This window comes from Chryseobacterium gallinarum (assembly GCF_001021975.1).
Classification (GTDB): Bacteria; Bacteroidota; Bacteroidia; order Flavobacteriales; family Weeksellaceae; genus Chryseobacterium; species Chryseobacterium gallinarum.
This window is the reverse complement of the sequence record NZ_CP009928.1, coordinates 2,173,893-2,195,576: the sequence shown is the minus strand read 5'-3', so window position 1 is coordinate 2,195,576 and position 21,684 is coordinate 2,173,893. Positions and strand designations below refer to the sequence as shown.

The window sequence follows — 21,684 nt, the reverse complement described above, 5'->3', positions numbered from 1 at the left end:
TCAATAAAATTTAATTTTTATATATAAAAAAAGTGAATTATTACAATATCACACAAAAATGAAATAAATATACCAACATAATCATTTTATGTGTACATTTGTAAAAATAAAACCAGAAAACTAAATTTTAAACATATGAAAGCAAATTTATTAGCAAGCCAGTTTATGAAGAAAACAGTAGTATTGGCTTCATCGATGCTCCTGATGACTTCACTGTCTTTTGCACAAATCACCAAAATCTATGCAACCAGCCAAACCAACCAGGTAGTGGGTATTTGTCTGGGTTGTGGTGTTCTGAATCCGGATAATGCCGTAGATGGTAATGAAATCACTTACTCTACCCTGGAAGTTTCCGTGGGACTTATCGCAAGAACGGAACAAACATTGATTTTCCCTCAAACTAATGTCGCTGCCGGTACAAATAAACTTGTCATTGGTTTCGGTGCTGACAAAACAATGCTTGCAGCACAGATAGCAAGCAGTATTTCAATAGAAACGTTTAATGGTAACGTCTCCAACAATGATTACCAATACCTTGATTCCAATAATATCAAGCTAGGAGGCAGCGATCCAAGCAAAGGTGAAATTGAATTTACAATGAACAAACCCTATGACCGTATTAAAATTAACCTGAATGGAGGATTGCTTAGCGTAAACGGAGCCCTTAGACTTTACTATGCTTACCAGTATAAAGATCCTTATATCAGCTTCATGGCTCATAGCAAAAATGGACAGGTAACGATCGGGGGAGATCTTCCGTTAGCAGGCTCAGAGGTAACCTTAGTCAATACTTCAGGAAAAGAAGTATTTAGAACCAAACTACAATCCAATACATTTGAAACCAATCAACCGGAAGGAGTATACATTATGACACTTCAGACTAAAGAAGGGAAATCTTACTCACAAAAGGTCATGATTAAATAAATTATATGTCAGATAAAGCTCAGGCAGGCCTCTCGGCCTGCCTGAGCTATTTTATTCCGTCTTATGGTACCTTTCATCAGCGGAACCTGAAAATTTTATAACCCGGCTCAATTTTAAATCAAATAGAAAAAACCGCTTCATAAGTAGAAGCGGTTTCCTTTAAATTGCTTTAATACCTTTTTTAACAATAATAAATATAGTATTTAGTGGGCCAGAATATATTTAACTCCCTTTTCAACTATATTACAGAATATAATTGAAGAATTATTTTCACTACAGCTTGGCGTTCCATTGTAAAAGCCATCTGTCGTTTCGTTTGAAGTATACCAGTTTGTATCTCCTACAATCACGTAGTTATCTCCTTCTACCGCATTTACACTTCCGTCAGGGTTCCTGAGGAATGGTGTTCCAGAATATTGTGTCATTTTTCCTATAGCACGGCTCTGTTGTATGGTAGCTCCAGGTGAAACATTACCGAAGATTCCGTTAGCAAGCCCTCCGCCTATTATAAAAATCTGACGTGTTCCAAACTCAAAGTAATCATAAGTGCTACCTGCGAAAGAGGTTTTGGCCGGGAAAAAGCTACCATTATAATTATCATTTCCTATAAAGAAAAATTTCTTTTTATCTGCAATTTTTTGCTCCAGAATCTGTCTTTTGTCTGAGTTTTCCGGTAAATAACCTGTAGCAATATATCCGATCCATACAATATCAGCATTATCAATTGCTGCTCCTATCTCTGCAGCAGAGGCAGAACTTACATTAATTGTGGAATAAGAAAAATTAGCTACTTTCACCGTTCCAAACGGACCAAAATTAGCAGGATTATTCATCTTGGCTCTTGCTACCTGGGAATAAACCCCGTTGGATAAATTCGCATTCCATGAATCTGGAATAAAACTTAATACTCTGATAGTCCTTAATGAAGATTGAATAGTAACACTGAATGTACAAGTCTGTCCGGCAAGGTTCAATGTAAAGTTTGCGGTTCCTGCAGCAGAAGGGGTTCCTGTAATAGCAAGAGTAATACTTCCATTTCCGTTAGCCAGTGTTCCAGCCGGTGCTGTAGCGGTAAGTCCTGTTACTCCCGTGGAAGCAACTGAAATAGTACCATAGGACTGGCCTGTTGCATTAGTATAATTGATTACTTTAGACCCGCTGGCTGGTGTACCCGCTGCAAATGTCCCGGAAACAGCCCCGCTCGCGCAATCCAGGGTAAACGAAGGTGAGCTCCCATTTACCTGCACATTAAAAGTACACGTTTGTCCGGCAATTGTTACGGCAAAACTGGCAGTACCTGATGAAGAAGGAGTTCCTGTAATGGCAAGTGTCAAACTTCCGTTTCCGGTAACCAGGGTTCCTGCCGGTGCGGTGGCTGTAAGACCGGTTACGCCTGTGGAAGCAATCGAAATCGCACCGTAGGACTGACCGGTTGCGTTAGTATAATTAATTACTTTAGAACCGGCTCCTGCCATACCTGCTGTAAAAGTTCCGGAAAGTGCTCCGCTGGAACAATCTAACGTAAACCCCGGTGTCGGGCCGCATTGGTCACATAAACAATTTGACCATCCTGTAGGTTTAAATACCCGTACACAGCTTAAGGTAGAATCATACATAATAGTACCTATTGCCACATCGCCACCCATCGGGTTGACAAGGTTTTTCGGGTCTGCATTCGTAGGAAGGACCAGCCCCATATTGTTTGCCGTCCCCTTATTAACATCCAAAGCTCCTCTGGGATTAGCAGTGCCTATTCCCACTTGAGAAAAAACGGTATTCATAAAGAACACCATCAATAATAAATAATTTTTTTTGTTTCCCATTTGTATTATTTTGAGGCAAAACTACCATATCCAACAGTAATTTACCTTAAAGAGCCCTACATCATTTTTGCCACATAGATCATACTCTATTAAACACATGCTAATACACAGATACAACATATTAATTTATTTCTCCCACTAACAGAGATCACAAACCTACTACACGCAAAATAAAATCCTTTAAACAGGAATTATACGTTGCTATTTATCTTTTTAATGGAACTTAAAAAAATCCATTTCCCACTCCCTTAAGAGAAATTAATTTTATATATTTTTTTTAAAACAAAACAGACAATTACAAGATAATATTCATTTATATTCCCATTAAAGTATACAATCAATTTAAAAAATAAACAGAAACAGTATTGAATTATTTTAAAACCAGACAAAAAATAAATACATTACTCCGAGGTCATTTTTACATTTATAGCATAGAAAAAAACCGATTAGCTTATCCAAGCCTTGAAATTCACTATGCCGGAAAAATTTCTGATGTAAAAAAAGCTGCCTCAATGAGACAGCTTCATGTTTTTAAATACCAATATTCAGGAAGATACTGAATCTTGATCTCGCTTCAATATCCCCTCCGGCAAGACGGGTATATACCGGAAGCATGATTTCACTTCCCAGGCTCAATTTTTTATAAGAAGTTTCAAATCCCAGTTTTGCATATAATGCACTTCCGGCAGTATTGGGCAATTCTTCATCAAATTGTTTGTTCCCTGCATATATCTCTCCCTGCAGGCCTGTTTTGGCTGAAAAAACTGATTTTTCATTACCTGTAATCTGGTAAAACCCTGTAGCGGCATAATTCCACTGGTTGCCAAAGCGGTAATTTTTCCTGTTTTCAGTTTTAACGGTATAATCGGTATTGACCAGAACGGCAATTTTATTTTTTTGAAATTTATAGTTCAAAACTGCCTGATAATCCCAACTGCCTGTTCCCAATTGAAAACTCGGATTCACCCCGGAAATTCCTTTTTCATCAAATTTCCCGAGAGGAATCTTTATCCCCAGACCTCCACTCAACTGATGGAAACTGTTTTTTGAATTAAGAATCTGATAGATTCCCATCAGGTTCAAGTCCCCGATTCCACTGATCCTGATATCTCCCTGCATTGTTTTTTTCTCATGGAAGTGGTATGGAAGACTCGCATAGACACTTACCTTTTTTGTCAGAGGAATTTTACCCCAAAGCTGTAGGGTATTAAAATACTGATCCTGTGTCAGGTCCTTTACAAATAAATTTTCTTTTGCCTTATAATGTTGTGCAAAATATTTAATCCCTATAAATTGTGGATTCAGCAGCGATTCAAAGCCGGATGAACCGTTTCCGGCTGCACAGCCACAGGCATCACAGTCGTCATAAAAATTAAAGTAATTAAAATTATTCCGGGCAATATAAGCACTGTCTTCGACAGCTTTTGCCTGATGTACCGTAAATACTATCAGACTTAGAATTATAATGATCTTCTTCATGTCTATATGTAAATTATTCTGCAAATTTTGGATCTGAAGTAAAATTCTTGTCGGATAAAGTTTTCAGGAAGGCAATAATAAATTGTTTTTCCTGATTGTTCATTTCAATTCCGACATGGTTGTTCTGCTTAAGTGCGGGATCAAGATTAGGATTATCTTCAACACTATCTGTATAAAAATTGAGCACAGCTTCCAGCGTATAGAATCTTCCGTCATGCATATAGGGAGCAGTATATTCAACATTTCTTAAACTTGGCACTCTGAATTTCATCCAGTCATTCTGATCCAGGGTTACCCTGTATCGTCCCGCATCTTTAAACTGATTGTTATAATACATTCCTGTATTCCTGAAACTTTCGTCTGTAAACAGCTCACCACTATGGCACGAGGCACATTTCTGATTAAATAATGCCATTCCCTGTGATTCTTCTGATGTCAGTTTTTCTTTTCCCTGCCTGAACCGGTCATATTTTGAGTCAGCTGAAATCATGGAGGCCATAAACTGGGACAATGCTTTCAAAACTCTTTCTCCGGTTATATTTTCATCTCCATAAGCAGCTTTGAAAAGCCTTTTATATTTGGGGTCATTTTTAATTTTCGAAATAGCATCCGGCATTGAGCTATCCATTTCATTAACATCTGTAATCGGGATAATCGGCTGTTCATTCAGATTATGAATCACACCGTCCCACATATATCTTTTCAGAAATGCCATATTCTGGATGGGAGGTGCATTTCTGATACCGATCCTGTCATCTACCCCATGGCTTACCGTGTGCCCATGATGGGTAAAAGCATTTTCCTGAATATGGCAAAAGCCACAGGAGATGGTATTATTCCGGGAGAGTCTTCCTTCATAAAATAAATTCCTTCCCAGTTCCACTCCATTCCTGGTAACCGGATTATCAGGTGTATTATACGTCATGGGCGGAAAATAGAATGGAGATGTCAGGTAGTAGGCTTCGTCTTTTTCCAATGGCTCTATCACCTCTCCTGAACAGGACATACAACTCAACAGCAAGCCTGCCGGAAGCAGGATCGTCTTCAGCAAAAAATTAATCATTGTGTACGTGGTCTACTTTAAACATTTTGGTGAGGTTGTTGGTAACATCTACCAGATGAGAACTTGAGCCCATCATCATTGCATTAGCAGTGTTTAAAATCAAAGGTTTTTCTCCGCTCAGGAATTGATTAAGATCTGCAAGAATATGAATAGAAGGCCTGATCCTTCCATTTACCCTTGCGGTTGTCGGAAGATTCAGAGTAATTTCCCTGTACAGATCGGGAGTGTCATTGGCTTTTACGTTCCCCATATTCCCTGTATGATTCATGTATTCTGTAGTTGCCGAACCTGTTCCGTACTTGCCTTCCAGCTTTACAAAAACATATCCTGCCGCCCAGGACCATGACATCCCTTTTTGCTTGGCTCTGTTCCAGAATTCCGCCTGTCCGCCTTGTCCCAATAAATAAGCATTTTGGCTGATTCCCAATCCGAATTTTATTTTCTTATAATTATTTTGGGGGATTTCGTTTAAATTCAGGTAAACAATTCCCGCTACAGCGTCTGCCTGATCAATAATAAAGGCTCCTTTATCAGGATTATTTTCATTGTATCTGAATTCTTTTCCTGCTTCGTCAATCAGAGTGATATTGCTGATTATGTATTTTAAAGTGGAAAAGTTATGTTTTTGTCCCTGGGAAGAGATTTGGGTCGTCTGGTTTAAAACAATATCTCCCAGGTTGTTAAATCCGTTCTCAAATTTAATCTGGAGAGTTCCGGGAGTGGTATCTTGGGGATTATCTTCATCCCTGCTTCCGCAAGATGAAAAAGACAATACAGTAAAGGCAATAAAGAATAATGATAAAAATTTATAGATTTTCATTGTTGATTTTTTAAGTTGATACAATTTGAATACAAGCAATAGAATTGCTTTGAATGTCTTATGAAAACATTCATTTTAACCATCCCAGACAAAAAATAATACTGATAACGAGCTTATAATTTTTTGTAGTGGTGGCTATAGTGCTGTATGCAGCTCAAAAAACCGGCGGCTTGAAAACAGGTTTCAGAAACAGGAAAGAATAGGCTGTTTCATAGGTAAAATTGAAACTGAAAAAAAGGTTTTTCTCAGAATAAACAATTTCAGTAATTTCGGGAAGAATGTACGTATCGAGGATCTTCTGTCCTGAGTTTTTAATCTTACCCAATGGCAAAGATTCTGTATCATTGGTTTTGGCCAGTTCTTTACTCAGGTAACATTTTCCGTTACAATGAAGTTCAGGCTTATTTTTGTTGATACATAAAACATCTTTGATATAATCATAATTTACAGCATACTCCACCAATGGTACCAGTGGCCTGAACACCATATAAAAAGTAAAAAGTATGCTGTAAAGTAACTTCATCAGTTTATTTTTTGCTTAAAGCGTCTTCGTATCTTCTGCTGACTTCTTTCCAGTTCAGAACATTCCAGATCGCTGTAAGATAATCTGCTCTTTTATTTTGATATTTCAGATAATAAGCATGTTCCCAAACGTCAATTCCTAAAACCGGGGTTCCCTTCTCTTCTGCAATATCCATCAAAGGATTGTCCTGGTTCGGTGTTGAAGAAACGAATAGTTTTCCGTTTTTATCCACAGAAAGCCATGCCCATCCTGAACCAAAACGGTCGGCACCTGCCTTACTCATTTTCTCCTTAAAAGCCTCCATACTCCCAAAAGCTTCATTGATGGCTTTTGCCAGCTTTGCTGATGGCTGCGTATTTTTTTCAGGCGTAAGGACTGTCCAGAAAAGTTCATGGTTGAAATGTCCTCCAGCATTATTTCTTACTGCAGGGCTTAATTTTGAAGTTTCTGACAGAATCTGAATGAGTGTCTGTTTTTCCTGTGGGGTTCCGGCAATTGCTTTATTCAGGTTACTTGCATAAGCCGCCCCGTGTTTGGAATAGTGAATCTCCATCGTCTGGGCATCTATGGAACCTTCCAATGCATTATAAGCATATGGTAAAGGGGTTTGTGTGAACTGCGCAAGCGTAAACTGCGCCATCAGTACTGCTCCTAAAGCAGCTATTTTCATAATCTTCATAAACGTATGGGTATATGGTTAAACAATATTTTGTGTAGATGAAATTTTACAATGGAAGTATGACTCCGAAATAGTTACCGATATACGGCTTCCTTCATTCTTCTTGCTTTACTTCAATAATTTTTTAATGTCTTCAATCAGGATCTCCCGGTCCGGATGAAATTTACCGTTCAGTTTGGGTGTTTTTCCTTCCGGATCGTCATAGTTGAGCCCTGAATAATATAAAATGGGCATATTTTCCTTATTATACCTGCAGCGTATATTTCCTTTCTGATCTACTAAGGCAATCATTCCACTATGATTAAGGCTTTCGCTTTCATCTTCTTTATCTCCCACGTAGATGTTGAACTGGTCGGCCAGCTTACCAATATACCCTCTGTCGCCCGTCAGGAAATGCCAGTTTGGGGAAGATGCTCCGATTCTTTTGGCATGCTCTTTCAATGTCTCCGGGGTATCATTATCCGGATCGATGCTGATAGAGATGATTCCGAAACCGGGATCATTGACCTGGCTGAGGATCGCTTTCATATTGGTATTCATTACCGGACAAATCGTAGGGCACTTGCTAAAAAAGAACTCTACCAGGTATACCTTGCCCAACATATCCTTATTGGTAATCTTTTTATTATTCTGGTCGGTAAGTTCAAAATCAGGAACCTTCATTACGGTGTAAAGATTCTTTTTAAAATATCCCATTCCTATCCCGATACCCAGAAAAAGCAGTGCAATAACCGCAATCGGGATCAGCAGCTTGCTTTTGTTATTCGTCTTATTATTTTTGGGCATAGTTTTCCGGATTTTTTTTAAATTCATCTTTACAATAAGAGCTGCAGAACCCGTAGGTTTTATCTTTGTATACTGCGGTATCTTTTAGAAATCCGGCAGTCTTCATATGGCAAACAGGATCTTCTTCGTTCACGACCTGTATATCCAGGTTTTCCCTGGAAGAACTCATATTGCTTTTATGTTTTACCTGTGGAGTTTCCTTTGTACAGGAAAACAATGATATTGACAGCAAGGCTATCAAAATAAAAGGAGATTTCATTTTATGATATGATTGAAATGAATGTGTTAAATAAATTTGGCTTTCGATTATATTCTGATCCCTGGCAGAATAGCTGTTTAAACCTATCAGTATACCCCGCAAAGGCACAAAAGTTTTACTTAGTACTTAAGTGATCTCGCCAGTTTACAATGATACAGTAAAAAGTTCAGACAAGCAGAATCAAAAAGATTTCACTTTAAAAACTAAAAACCTGGTTTAAAATAAATTTTACGCCAATGGAGGATGGAAAACCCTTGAAAAATAATCTGAAGAGGAGAAATTAAAGTGGCCTGAGCCGGGAGCTTCAGCAAAAAGCTCATGCTCTTTATGATCAGGAAATGTCAGAATCTCATTGGATAAAAAGACATCCAGCCCTGCAATTTTTATAGTCTGGGAAGTATTGGATTGTTTTTCTGTTTTGGCCAGTTCTTTTCCTACGTAACATTTCCCTTTACAGGTAGACTGTGGGACATCTTTGTTTTCACAAAGGTTTTTTACGATATAATCATAATTAACCACATAATTTATCAATGGCAAAACGGGACGTATTGCAACAGTAAAAATGATAAATATGGAAATTAATATTCTCAATGATTTATTTTGTGTTACAAATATACTATTTCAAAATGGGTTTACCTTTCATTTATGATGAATGTCATTGCCCCTTTTTTAAAAAAGCAAGAGGCTGCCTTTTCAGACAGCCTCTCCATTCTTTAAAACATCTACCGGTTCAGGATAATTTTACGGGAATGCATCTTTTTATCCTTTGTCTGCAGGTTCAGGATATACACTCCTCCCGGCAATGTGGAAGGCAGCTCAAAAGTTTTAGAGATAAACTTTGAGCGGTACACTTCTTTCCCGGAAGTATTGGTAATGGAAATATCAGCATCCAGGAAAAGAATGTTCCCATCCAGGGTAATCTGCCCGGTGGTAGGGTTAGGGGAAACCGTGAAGACTTCTTCTGCAGAAGCAATTTTGGCCACAGTGGATGTATTTCCGGAATTACAATTGGGAAGTATACCATAGGAGCATGATAATGTTTTTACTTCATCACTGGTTAACGCCCTGTCATATATAATGAGTTCATCCATTTTAGACTGTTGTAGATTAATATCCAGAATAGTTACATCTGACTGTTGATATTCATATTTAAAAGCTTTACAAGGGACAATATTATTTGCCGGGACCCCATTTTTATAAAGACATACTGTTCTATTTCCGTACTGATCTTCATTATAAACTAAGGTAATATGAGTTAATTCATCGGGAGTAATACTGGTCGTTTCTACGGGTTGTCTTACTGGTCCCAATTCGTTATATCCATGTACATCAATAACATAACTACCTGTTTCCCATTTCTTACCATTGATATCTATTTCATTATGTTTTACTAAAAACTCTGGAATTCCATCCGTGGCCATGGGTGCGTTATCCATACTTACCCAAAATGCAATAGTTTTTGCACTTTTATATGGTAGATAATCGCTATGTAATTGTCCCACATTAACTCCGCCATAAATAGCTTCCCCACAAACCAGATTTTGGTGAGAATCTATCTCCGATTTAGAGAAGAAATCATGATCAGAAATCAAGTCCTTTTCATTTCCATCAAATGGATAATAGTGTTGCGGATCAAGCGGTGGGTTACCGCATGTTGTGAATGGAGCCGGAAGATGAGCCATATAATAAATCCTCATTTCTTCACCCAAGCCAATCAATCCACTGTAAACAGAGATATGAACTTTATCAAAACGCTTGGGAGAGGTAAATTCAATGGTACCTTTCTGAGGATTGGGACCTGGTTTCAGCATACTGACGTTTAATCTTTGCCTGTCACCATTGGAAACATTGCCATTAAACGTTTCAATATAAATTTCTCTTTTTGCCTGTTCTTTTATGGAGACATTCGGTGTTTCAATACCCATTACAATCTTTCTGAAACCGGGGCTTAGCTTTGGGAAAATAAAATTCTGCTCAATCCTTCCACTTACTCCTATAGGAATTTTTAAAGTGGCATAGTCGTTTTCATTACTTCCCACCACGTTTTGCGGATTATTTACCCCGCATAATACACAAACTCCAAAGATCTGATTCGTCTGGCTGCTTATATAGGTTTTTTCAAGCTGTCCATAGTATAAAGCTGTAGTGAGGAATAAAAAGGCTGCTGTCATTACTTTACACAGCAAGTCCTTGCCTGGTAATAAATAATTTTTCATGTAATTAAAATTTAAGATTTGGTTGATATCAAAATTACAAATAAAAGCATTATGTTATTATTTTTTTTCACATAAAAATGATTTAATGAAATTATTCAGATATTTTGATCAAAAAATTAATTTTTACTTAACCTGAAAACAGATGCAGGACTTGTAAGAAATAAACCATACTGTTACCTAAAAAAATAACAAAACTGTACCTGTTACTACAATGATATTATTCCGAACTTTGGCCATAAGGATATTGCCATGATCACCATTAGAACAGCAACTACTGAAGATGCGCCTCAAATTGCATTATTGGGAAGAGTTACTTTCACAGAAACATTCTCGGAGTATTTCCGTGATCCACAGGATCTTTTCGATTATTTTGAAAAGACCTTCAACGTAGCGAAGATCAGAAATAGTATAGAGAATGCTAATAACAAATTCTGGATTGCCCACTGGAATGATCTTCCCATCGGATATGCCAAGTTAAAAGTTCATTCTCCATCACCATTTATCGATGTTTCAACCGTTTCTCAATTGCAGAAGATCTATGTATTAAAGGAATTTTTAGATAAAAGGGCAGGTAAAATTTTAATGGAAAAGCTGATGTCTTCTTTTAACGATTCGGCTCAGACCCATATCTGGCTTTCTGTTTTGAACTCCAATGAACGGGCGATAAATTTTTATTACAAAAACGGTTTTTCAAAGGTCGGAGAACATCAATTCACTATAGGAAAAGAGACTTTTGATTTCTTTGCCTTATCAAAACAAAAAATTTAGTTCTTTATAAAGTTTAATCTTGTTAATAAAAGCTCTCCTGAAAAGTAAATCAGGAGAGCTTTTTGTTATTTTATTCCCTGGAATCAGGCATGAGACTCCGTTACTATAAGTATTATATATTGAGCATCATAGCTTTTTGCTTTTTACCTTTTAAAATTTCATTCTCTGAATTCTTACGGCATTTAAAATCGCTAATAATGCAACCCCAACATCAGCAAATACCGCTTCCCACATGGTTGCCAGTCCGCCCGCACCCAGCACTAATACAACTGCTTTTACAGCAAAAGCTAAAATGATATTCTGCCAGACTATTTTTTTAGTTTGTTTACCAATATTGATCGCCATAGGTATTTTACTTGGTTTATCATCCTGAATTACAACGTCTGCTGTTTCAATGGTTGCATCGCTGCCTAGTCCTCCCATTGCAATTCCAACATCACTCAAGGCAACTACGGGTGCATCATTCACCCCATCGCCCACGAAAGCTACAGACTGATTTTTGGCTTTGATCTCTTTCACCTTATTGACTTTATCTTCCGGTAACAGGTCTCCAAAAGCGTTGTCAATGCCCAGCTGATCCGCCACATATTTTACTACGGTGCTTTTATCACCGCTCAGCATGGTAGCTTTTACATTCAGCTGATGCAGCCTTTCAACAGTTGCTCTGGCATCTTCTTTAATGCTGTCTGCGATGGTAATATATCCTGCGAACTTCTGGTCATACGCTACGGCAATCAGGGTATATACAATATTGGCATGGTTGATATCATACCTGATATTGAATTTATCCATTAATTTAAAGTTTCCTACCAAAAGCTCTTTTCCGTTTACTCTGGCTTTTAATCCGTGGCCTGCAATTTCTTCCACCTCATCCAATGGGATGGAGTAATTGATATCTCCTACATAATTATGAATGGCAGTGGCTACAGGGTGTGTACTTTTACTTTCCAGCACGTTAACCATCTGAAGGATTTCATCTTTATTGAATCCGGGTCTAATGCTTACTTCCTGAACTTTAAAAACTCCTTCTGTCATGGTTCCGGTTTTATCCATTACCACATTCTGGATTTCGGCAATGGCATCCAGGAAATTGCTTCCTTTAAACAATATCCCATTACGGCTTGCTGCTCCTATTCCTCCGAAATAGCCTAACGGAATGGAAATAACCAGGGCACAAGGACAAGAAATTACCAGGAAGATGAGCGCTCTGTACAGCCAGTCCCTGAACTGATACTCACTGACGAAAAAATACGGCAATAAGCAGATTCCAATAGCAAGAAGTACAACAATAGGGGTATATACTTTAGCGAATTTCCTGATGAATAATTCTGTAGGGGCTTTTTGAGCAGTTGCATTCTGAACGAGCTCTAATATTTTGCTGAGCTTACTGTCTTCATAGGCCGTAGTTACTTTAACAAGTGCAATACTGTTCATATTAATCATTCCTGCCAGAACCACTTCCCCTTTGTTTTTCGTATCGGGTTTACTTTCCCCGGTTAATGCCGCTGTATTGAATGAAGCTGCGTCTGAAAGCAATTCTCCGTCCAATGCCAGCTTTTCACCGGGTTTCAACTGGATAACATCTCCGATTTTTGTTTCTTTTGCTTTCATGGTCCTGGGCTGATTGTTTTCCATAATGGTAACCTCATCAGGACGCTGATCCAGCAAAGCTTTGATGTTTCCTTTTGCTCTGGAAACCGCCAACGTCTGAAAAACTTCTCCTACGGCATAGAAAAGCATTACCGCAACTCCTTCGGGATACTCCCCGATGGCAAAAGCTCCGATTGTTGCTATACCCATCAGAAAAAATTCTGAGAAAACATCTCCTTTAATAATGCTTTTATACGCATCTTTCAATACCGGGAATCCTACAGGGATGTAAGCAGCCAAAAACCATACTAAGCGCACCCAGCCTGCAAACCATACCGGTTTTATATAATTGTCAAAAGCAATTCCTATTAACAGGATCACAAACGATATAATGGCCGGAAGAAACATTTGAAAGACAGACTGATCTCCCGAATCGTGAGAGTGGTCATGACCGTCATGGTCGTGCCCGTCTCCTTCAGGGTGATTATGTTGGTGTCTTTTTGTATCCGGTTTTTCCGGGGTTGTACTACAGCATTTTTCCATAACTGATATTTTTATACAAATTTAAGAGTGAGACTGATGCAATACTATTGCAAACTTTCAAGGCAATTTTCACAGATTCCTTTGGCAAAGAGCCTTATTTCATCAATCCTGAAATTGGTCTGAATGTTTTCAGGAAACGAAATATCTTCTTTACAGGTGGTCTGTTTACATATTTTGCAGTAGAAATGCAGATGCCAGTCTTTATGGGTTTTCTCATCACAGTCATCCTCACATAATTTATATTTTGTAGTGGTATTCTCCTGGATGCTATGCACAATTCCTTTTTCTTCAAAAGTTTTCAGGGTCCTGTAAATGGTAATCCTGTCTGCGTTATCAAAATGATTTTCTATTTCAGAAAGAGACAATGCAGCCTCTTGTGAGCTTAAAAAATCATATACCAGAATTCTCATACTGGTTGGTTTTGTATTTTTATCGATAAGTTTGTTTTCTATATCTTTTTTCATTTCTCTGTCATTTAATGGGTTACAGATGAATTTCATTTTCTCCATAGCCTTCCTCTTCTATCTGAAAGGTTGTATGACTGATCCTGAAATCCCTAATCGTTGTTTCTGTCAGTGTTTTCAGCAATTGATTCTGAGAAGATGCTTTATCTTTAACGATATGGGCACTCATAGCATTGACGCTTGATGTCAGAGACCAGACATGCAGGTCATGAACATTCTTCACTCCCGGAACCTGTTCCAGTGATTGACGTAATTGATAAATATCTACTTCTTTCGGTGTACCTTCCAGTAAAACATTAATCGCTTCTTTCAACAGCCGCCAGGTCCTTGGAAAAATCAATAATCCGATTGCCGCAGAAATCAGCGGATCTGCATAATACCAACCGGTAGTCAGCATAATGACTCCTGCAATCATAACACCTATAGAGGTAAGCATATCCGAAAGGACTTCAAAATAAGCGCCTTTCATATTGAGACTCGCTTCTGAATCTTTTCTTAAAATCATCATTCCGGCAACATTTACCAGCAATCCTATTCCTGCTACTATCAGCATGGACTTGCTCTGCACTTCCGGCGGATTCTGAAAACGCTGATAAGCTTCATATAAAACATATCCCGAAATTCCTAATAAAACAACAGCATTGATGACTGCCGCCAATATTTCGGTCCGGTAATATCCATAAGTTCTGGAAGGATCGGCTTTTCTTTCTCCTATTTTGATGGCAATAAAAGCCAGAAGCAGCCCTACCACATCAGTCAGCATATGAGCAGCATCTGCAAGTAAGGCAAGGCTATTGGTAAGAATACCTCCTATTACCTCGGCGATCAGGTAAGTTCCGCTAAAGCTCAGTACAATCAGAAGATTTTTTTTATGTTTACTGGCAGCAGAAGCGGTTTGTATTTGTGTTTTTGGTTCCATAATTCAGTTACTTACATTTCATAATATGATGTATTCTCTTTTTTTGCAGGAACATTCTGCTCCCCGATCATTTGTCTTATATTGATTTCTATGGTTTGCGCCAGAGACGTCACGGGTGTATCTACCGGTTTATTTTCAAAAGGATCCTGCATCAGGATAGAGGTTTTTTCTATGCTGATAAATACTACCGGAATCAGGAAAGTCACTCCTATTTCCACCATCAACTCCGAGTCATCAAGTCCGAATGGAAGGATGGCTGCAAATACATAGATTAAAATATGAACCAGCACACTGTAAGATCTCGGGAAAACGGTATTTTTCAGTCGTTCACATTTTCCCATACTGTCACAAAGCCTCGTTATCATATCATTCAGCTGCATCTGTTGAAACCCGGTAAGTCCTGCGGGCTCAGCTATTTCCTTCAGCTGTCTGGAGTGTGCATCCAAAAGTGCATTGGGAATATTAGCCGCACTGATATTATTTTTTCCGAGATACTGCAGAACTTTTTCAGAAAAAGGCTGTTTTCTTAAAGATTCGCCCAGTGCATAGGTCCATATGATTTGTCTTTCTGCAAAATCTTTGATGATCTTATCTTCACTTTCCGGGAGAAACTGAACAACCAGTCGTATCAGGGACCTGGAGTCATTCACAATGGCTCCCCATACCGTTCTGGCTTCCCACCACCTTTCGTAGGATTGGGAAGTCCGGAAAGCTAATAACAAGGATACTGCTGTTCCCAGGAGTGCGGGTATGTTTAAAGGTAGTGAAATTTTCTGAAACCAGGGAAGCATATCCAAAAGCCCTATGACTACGGCAAATATTCCAATAAATAACATCTGGATTTTTATTTCACGAAGGAAATACCAGACCGATATTCTTTTATTTAATAACATAATAGATCCTTGATTAAAATTCTGCAGGGATTATCTTTTCCCTCAATTGATTAAAATTCAATGAAAATATTCCGTAAACGTCTCTAAATTAAGCATAAAAATCGACATTTACCAGAGACCAGCCCCTTCATTAATGTTCATGTTCTCCGGCATTGACCAGTTTAGCATTCACAAAAAAGGCTCCTTTCACAACAATTTTTGCATCGGCCGGAATTTCACCAATCGGTGTAATGGCAGTGTATCCCATATCCGTTGTACCTTTTACTACTTCTATTTTTTCAAAGTTCATTGTTTTAGGATGGCTTTTTTCATTTTCTTTATGTTGTTCTTCTTTCTTCTGGTCTGCCTGCACAAAAACATAATATTTCCCGTCAGCCTCTACAATGGCTTCAGTGGGAACTGCCGGGGTAGTGCTTTTATCCAGGCTCACGATTCCTGTGATATTCATCCCGTCAATCAATCCTGCTTTATTCCCTGTCACCTCACAATGCATGGAAATGGTTTTGCTCTCATTTTCAAAGGATGATCCTATGCTATAAATTCTTGCGTCATATTCTGTTTCGGGATTATTCGTCAGCTTAAAATGAACAATCTGTCCTACTCTCATTTTAGGGAGGTCTTTTTCAAAAACCTGGAGATCCAGATGAATTGAACCGTTATCAATGACCGTAGCAACAGGGGAAGAAATATCAACATAACTTCCTATCTGTGCGGTGATACTGCTGATCGTTCCGCTAATCGGAGAGGTGATCACCAGACCGGATTTCATATTTCCGTTATTTACTTTTCCCGGGTTTATTCCCATCATCTGAAGTTGTTTCAGCAGGGATGCCCTTTTTGTTCTTAAGGTCTTCAGCTCAGCATCTGCGCTTTGCAGGTTTTTCTTAGCTCCCGCATCGTTATCAAAAAGTTCCCTCTGCCTTCTGTATTCCTGTTCTGCATAGGTAATTCTGCTGCTGGTCGTCAGGTAATCTTCCTGAAGCTGTATATATTCAGGGTTGGCAATAGTTGCTATCACCTGGCCTTTTTTCACCACACTTCCTACCTGGATGTTCAATGTTTTGATAATCCCACCGTATAAGGAAGTTATTGTGGCTTTATTGCTGTTGGGAACACTTAATAAACCATTCGCCTTAATAGTGGAAGTGAGTTCTTTCATTTCAACCGATCCCAGGGCCACTCCTACAGACTTCATCTGTTCTTCCGTTAATGAGGCTATGGTTTCATGGGCTTCTTCTTTGGGTTTTTCCTTTTGTTCTGTTTTTTCAGGGGCTTTTTCTTCCGGAGTTTCTTTTTTCCCACAGCCCGTTATCAGGAATGCGATAAGGATAAGGGATATGGTATTATAACTGGGTTTCATATGCAAATATTTATTTTTTATAAAGTCATGGATCATCGCTGCTCCCGTTTTTATTTTTTTGCCGGTGAATTGTATTAAAAGCGATTTCATATTATTTATTAATGATTGAATTAATAGTAACTACAGATTGATTGACCTGCTGAATAGATTCCAGGTATTTCAGCTGAATACTGGTAGCTGTCTGCAAGGCAAAAAGATATTCTACATAAGAGATTTCTCCTGTTTTGTATCCCAGTTGAGCCGCTTTCACAATTTTTTCAGCATTGGGCAAAGCCTGATTGATGTAGTACTCATATTGCTGCATATCCTGCTGATACTGATTAAGCGCATTTTCCAGTTGGGTGGTAAGCTGTTTCTGCTGCATTTTTGCATTGGTTTCAGCAACCTGCTTTTCATATTCCAATGCCTGGATTCTTGCCTTTGTAGCTCCGAAAGTCAATGGAATGGCAACTCCTACTGTTGCAGAGTTGAACCGGTTTCCTGCTCCATAATACATCTCTTGCCCGTTTACCGTATGAAAGCCTATCAACGACTGATTGGTATATCCCAAACTGAAATCAGGAAGCCCAAGGGATTTTTCAACCTTTTTATTTTTCTCCGCAATTTCCATTTCCTGGTAAAAAGCCTTTACGGATGGATTGTTAGCAACTACGGTACTATCCAATACGCTCTCCGCTTTTAAAGGTTCATAATTCTGGTTGAACGGAACTTCAAAATTTTCGGCAGTATTTAAAATGGTTTTTAAATTCTTATAGGCATTATTTAAATATACTTCGTTCTGTCTGAGCAGCAGGTCAATTTCTCCTTTCTGGGTTTCTGCTGTGCTGATTTCAATTTTCTTGATATCTCCTGCCTTGAATCTTACTGTTGCAATCCTGATAAAATCCTCGTATACCGCGTCGAGGCTGGTAAGCTGTGCTTTATTGTATTGAAGATATTCAATCTGATAATAATAGGTCCGGACCTGTCTTATCAGCTCATTGGCAGTGATTTCCTTATCAATTTTTTTACTTTTTATATTTTCATTGATCAGGTCCTTTCTTGCTTTAAAAAGTGTTGGGAAGGGAATACTCTGTGAAATGGCAAAAGACTGGTCAAACTTCGGACTGTTGTATTGTCCCAACTGGGCTTCAAAGCTTAATTTAGGAAGCTCTTTGGCAGTTGGCCTCAACGCTTCTGCCGATTTAATACTTAAATCTTTTGATTGTAAGGTTAAATTATTGTCCATTGCCATCTGCACCGCCTGTTCTACGGAGATCGGTCTGGACTGGGCGTTAAAAGTCTGCCCCATCATCATCAGCCCTACAATAAGAACAATGGTAAAAGTTCCCGGGTTATTTTTCTTTCTTTTCAAAATCTTTGTGTTAAAAATAATATACAGCATCGGCAGAACAAACAAGGTAAGGAATGTGGCTGATACAAGGCCACCGATTACTACCGTTGCCAAAGGTTTCTGAACCTCTGCTCCTGCTCCTGTGGAAATGGCCATCGGCAGGAACCCTAATGAAGCTACTGTAGCCGTCATTAAAACCGGTCTCAATCTGCTTTTCGTTCCCTCATACACCCTTTTCAGAAGATCGGTTTCTCCTTCTTTTTCAAGCTGGTTAAACGTTCCGATCAAAACAATTCCGTTGAGCACGGCTACTCCAAAGAGCGCGATAAATCCTATTCCCGCACTGATACTGAACGGCATATCCCTGAGAAGCAACGCAAATATTCCTCCTATAGCACTCATTGGAATCGCTGTAAAGATCAATCCGGCCTGTTTGAATGAATGAAAGGTGAAATACAGCAGCATGAAAATAAGAAACAGGGATACCGGTACTGCAATCATCAGACGCTTACTCGCTTCCTGCAGGTTTTCAAACTGTCCGCCATAGGTAAAGTAATACCCTGAAGGCAGTTTGATATCTTTATCCAGTTTTGCCTGGATATCTCTTACCACACTTTCCACATCTCGGCCTTTTACATTAAATCCTATTACAATTCTGCGTTTTCCCTGCTCACGGCTAATCTGTGCCGGACCAAGCTTGTAGCTTACATTAGCCACCTGTGATAATGGAATTTGTGCACCGGTAGCAGTAGTGATCATTAAATTGTTAACATCCGAGATATCTGATCTGTGGAGACTGTCCAGGCGGACCACCAAATCGAAACGTCTTTCGTTTTCAAAAACCTGTCCGGCTGCTTTACCGGCAAATGCCGTACTTACCGCATTGTTGACGTCTTCGATATTCAATCCGTAGTTGGCAATTCTTGTCCGGTCGTATTGTACATTGATCTGAGGCAAACCGCTCACTCTTTCAATCTGGGGGGCAGTAGCTCCATCAACCGTTTGGATTACCTTTCCTACTTTATCAGCATATACTGCCAGTGAATCAAGGTTTTCTCCAAAAATTTTAACAGCTACATCCTGTCTGATCCCTGTCATCAGTTCATTAAAACGCATCTGAATCGGTTGATTTTTCTCAAAGAACACCCCCGGAATAGCTTCCAGTTTTTCACTGATCTCATCTCCCAGTTCGTTGTAGGATTTTTTGGTTTTCCATTCACTTTGTGGTTTCAATACTATAATCATATCAGTGGCTTCAGGCGGCATGGGGTCTGTAGGAACTTCAGCTGAACCGGTTTTCCCTACGACCATTTTCACCTCATCAAACTGTTTGATAATCCGGGATGCCTGCATAGATGTTTCAATACTCTGGCTCAGCGAGCTTCCTTGAGGTAAGATACAGTGAAATGCAAAATCTCCTTCCTGTAGCTGTGGAATAAATTCTCCACCCATATTCTTAAAGATGAAAGCCGCTATTACAAATATCAATACCGTTGCTGAGACGATAACATATTTTATTTTAATTGCTTTCCGCAGCAATGGCTGATAAATCTTCTGTAATGCATTCATCATTTTATCTGAAAGAGTCTCTTTATGGGAAATCTTTTTAGATAGAAACAGGGCACTCATCATCGGAATATACGTAACCGATAATATTGTTGCCCCAATAATTGCAAAGCCTACTGTTTTAGCCATTGGCGTAAACATCTTCCCTTCTACTCCTGCCAGAGTAAGGATGGGAACATACACAATAAGGATGATAATCTGCCCGAATATGGCACTGTTCATCATTTTGGAAGCTGCAGTTCCTACTTCCTGATCCATCTGAATCTGGCTGAGCTTGCCGTTATAATTTTTGTTATGCAGGAGATGCAGGGTTGCTTCAACGATAATTACCGCTCCATCCACAATCAGCCCGAAATCAATAGCTCCTAAGCTCATCAGGTTGGCACTAACCCCAAAAACATTCATCATTCCCAAAGCAAATAATAAAGAAAGCGGAATGGCTGATGCAACGATAAGTCCGGCTCTCAGGTTACCCAGGAAGACAACAAGAACAAAAATAACAATCAATGCACCTTCCATCAGGTTTTTTTCAACAGTATTTATCGCCCTGCTCACTAAATCTGTCCTGTCCAAGAACGGTTCTATCACTACATCATCCGGAAGTGATTTCTGAATGGTAGGGATTTTAGCTTTGATATTGTTCACCACTTCGTTACTGTTGGCTCCTTTCAACATCATAACAACTCCTCCCACAGCATCTACTTTTCCATTATACGTCAATGCTCCATATCGGACGGCACTTCCTAACCGGACATCGGCCACATCTTTGACGAATATCGGCACACTCCCCGTTTCATTTTTTACGGCTATATTTTTAATATCTTCCAGGGAACTTACCAACCCGATTCCACGGATAAAATAAGCATTGGGCTTTTTATCAATATAAGCCCCTCCTGTATTCTGGTTATTTTTTTCAAGTGCTGTAAATATGTCTGTAATGCTGATATCCATTGCCTTCAGGCGGTTGGGGTCTATAGCGACTTCATATTGTTTTAATTCACCTCCAAAACTGTTGATCTCAGCAACGCCCGGTGTTCCGTTGAGCTGCCTGCGAACAATCCAATCCTGCATGGTTCTGAGTTCTTTAGCATTGTACTTTTTCTCACTCCCTTTTTTAGGATGAAGAATATATTGATAGATTTCCCCCAGACCCGTACTCACAGGAGCTAGCTCAGGGGTTCCTACTCCTTTCGGAATTTCCTCAACTGCATTTTTCAACTGTTCGCTGATCAGCTGTCTCGCAAAGTAAATATTAACATCTTCTTTGAAAACAACGGTAATCACAGAGAGCCCGAATCTTGATATACTTCTTGTTTCCTGAATATCCGGCACATTGGCTATACTCTGTTCAATGGGAAAGGTTACCAACTGCTCCACTTCCTGCCCTGCCAATGTGGGGCAAACGGTAATAATCTGCACCTGATTATTGGTAATGTCGGGCACAGCATCAACAGGGAGCCTGGTTGCACTCCATGTTCCCCAGATGATCAGCAAAAGGGTCATAATACCGATAATGACCTTATTTTTAATACTGAATTGTATGATTTTATCTAACACGATTTTTATTGAATTTTTATTGAAAATAATGCTAACAGCCTAAAATACTGCAGCAAAAATATTCTGAAAGCCCCTGCAATGGTATTGCAAAGTTTCAAACACGGTTTAGAAAGCACAGC

18 protein-coding genes are annotated in these 21,684 nt (G+C 39.0%); 2 read left to right on the top strand and 16 right to left on the bottom strand.

Features of this window, described 5'->3' with window-relative positions; genetic code table 11:
• Positions 1–135 precede the first annotated feature (135 nt).
• A complete protein-coding gene (locus OK18_RS09825; protein ID WP_050020570.1) occupies positions 136–924 on the top strand; it encodes a T9SS type A sorting domain-containing protein in 789 nt (262 codons plus the stop codon).
• 203 nt (positions 925–1,127) lie between these two features.
• Here the strand turns inward: OK18_RS09825 and OK18_RS09820 are convergent, their stop codons facing one another.
• The 10 genes from OK18_RS09820 to OK18_RS09770 form a co-directional block, all read right to left on the bottom strand.
• Positions 1,128–2,747 (bottom strand): hypothetical protein, encoded by a 1,620-nt coding sequence (locus OK18_RS09820; protein ID WP_053327899.1) that lies wholly within the window; start codon positions 2,745–2,747, stop codon positions 1,128–1,130.
• 531 nt (positions 2,748–3,278) lie between these two features.
• Positions 3,279–4,226 (bottom strand): transporter, encoded by a 948-nt coding sequence (locus OK18_RS09810; protein ID WP_050020566.1) that lies wholly within the window; start codon positions 4,224–4,226, stop codon positions 3,279–3,281.
• 13 nt (positions 4,227–4,239) lie between these two features.
• Positions 4,240–5,289, bottom strand: coding sequence for a cytochrome-c peroxidase (locus OK18_RS09805; RefSeq protein WP_053327897.1), 1,050 nt, complete (start codon positions 5,287–5,289; stop codon positions 4,240–4,242).
• Entirely contained in the window at positions 5,282–6,109 is an 828-nt protein-coding gene (locus tag OK18_RS09800) for an MbnP family protein (RefSeq protein WP_053327896.1), read from the bottom strand. The genes OK18_RS09805 and OK18_RS09800 overlap by 8 nt, the downstream gene beginning before the upstream one ends.
• A gap of 154 nt (positions 6,110–6,263) precedes the next feature.
• On the bottom strand, positions 6,264–6,632 hold the full coding sequence (locus OK18_RS09795; protein WP_053327895.1) for a hypothetical protein: 369 nt from the start codon (positions 6,630–6,632) through the stop codon (positions 6,264–6,266).
• Positions 6,633–6,636: 4 nt separating this feature from the next.
• Positions 6,637–7,311 (bottom strand): superoxide dismutase, encoded by a 675-nt coding sequence (locus tag OK18_RS09790; RefSeq protein ID WP_053327894.1) that lies wholly within the window; start codon positions 7,309–7,311, stop codon positions 6,637–6,639.
• A 108-nt stretch (positions 7,312–7,419) separates the two neighbouring features.
• The gene (locus OK18_RS09785; protein WP_053329344.1) at positions 7,420–8,097 is read right to left on the bottom strand and encodes an SCO family protein; all 678 of its coding nucleotides are present in this window, start codon (positions 8,095–8,097) and stop codon (positions 7,420–7,422) included.
• Positions 8,084–8,356 (bottom strand): YHS domain-containing protein, encoded by a 273-nt coding sequence (locus OK18_RS09780; protein ID WP_050020660.1) that lies wholly within the window; start codon positions 8,354–8,356, stop codon positions 8,084–8,086. The genes OK18_RS09785 and OK18_RS09780 overlap by 14 nt, the downstream gene beginning before the upstream one ends.
• Before the next feature lie 228 nt (positions 8,357–8,584).
• Positions 8,585–8,947, bottom strand: coding sequence for a hypothetical protein (locus tag OK18_RS09775; RefSeq protein ID WP_050020561.1), 363 nt, complete (start codon positions 8,945–8,947; stop codon positions 8,585–8,587).
• Between the two features lie 131 nt (positions 8,948–9,078).
• Entirely contained in the window at positions 9,079–10,572 is a 1,494-nt protein-coding gene (locus tag OK18_RS09770; RefSeq protein ID WP_053327893.1) for a T9SS type A sorting domain-containing protein, read from the bottom strand.
• Positions 10,573–10,821: 249 nt separating this feature from the next.
• On the opposite strand from OK18_RS09770, the gene OK18_RS09765 reads away from it, so the two are divergent.
• Positions 10,822–11,340 (top strand): GNAT family N-acetyltransferase, encoded by a 519-nt coding sequence (locus OK18_RS09765; protein ID WP_053327892.1) that lies wholly within the window; start codon positions 10,822–10,824, stop codon positions 11,338–11,340.
• Positions 11,341–11,490: 150 nt separating this feature from the next.
• Here the strand turns inward: OK18_RS09765 and OK18_RS09760 are convergent, their stop codons facing one another.
• From OK18_RS09760 to OK18_RS09735, 6 genes are all read right to left on the bottom strand, one after another.
• Complete coding sequence (locus OK18_RS09760; RefSeq protein WP_053327891.1) at positions 11,491–13,473, bottom strand: heavy metal translocating P-type ATPase; 1,983 nt, start codon at positions 13,471–13,473, stop codon at positions 11,491–11,493.
• Between the two features lie 44 nt (positions 13,474–13,517).
• Positions 13,518–13,937: a Fur family transcriptional regulator gene (locus OK18_RS09755; protein ID WP_050020659.1), complete on the bottom strand. Its 420-nt coding sequence runs from the start codon at positions 13,935–13,937 to the stop codon at positions 13,518–13,520.
• A gap of 19 nt (positions 13,938–13,956) precedes the next feature.
• Positions 13,957–14,856, bottom strand: coding sequence for a cation diffusion facilitator family transporter (locus OK18_RS09750; RefSeq protein ID WP_053327890.1), 900 nt, complete (start codon positions 14,854–14,856; stop codon positions 13,957–13,959).
• Positions 14,857–14,867: 11 nt separating this feature from the next.
• A complete protein-coding gene (locus OK18_RS09745) occupies positions 14,868–15,749 on the bottom strand; it encodes a bestrophin family protein (RefSeq protein WP_053327889.1) in 882 nt (293 codons plus the stop codon).
• A 130-nt stretch (positions 15,750–15,879) separates the two neighbouring features.
• Complete coding sequence (locus OK18_RS09740; protein ID WP_053329343.1) at positions 15,880–17,109, bottom strand: efflux RND transporter periplasmic adaptor subunit; 1,230 nt, start codon at positions 17,107–17,109, stop codon at positions 15,880–15,882.
• A gap of 91 nt (positions 17,110–17,200) precedes the next feature.
• Positions 17,201–21,565 (bottom strand): CusA/CzcA family heavy metal efflux RND transporter, encoded by a 4,365-nt coding sequence (locus OK18_RS09735; RefSeq protein WP_082129175.1) that lies wholly within the window; start codon positions 21,563–21,565, stop codon positions 17,201–17,203.
• Between the last annotated feature and the right edge of the window lie 119 nt (positions 21,566–21,684).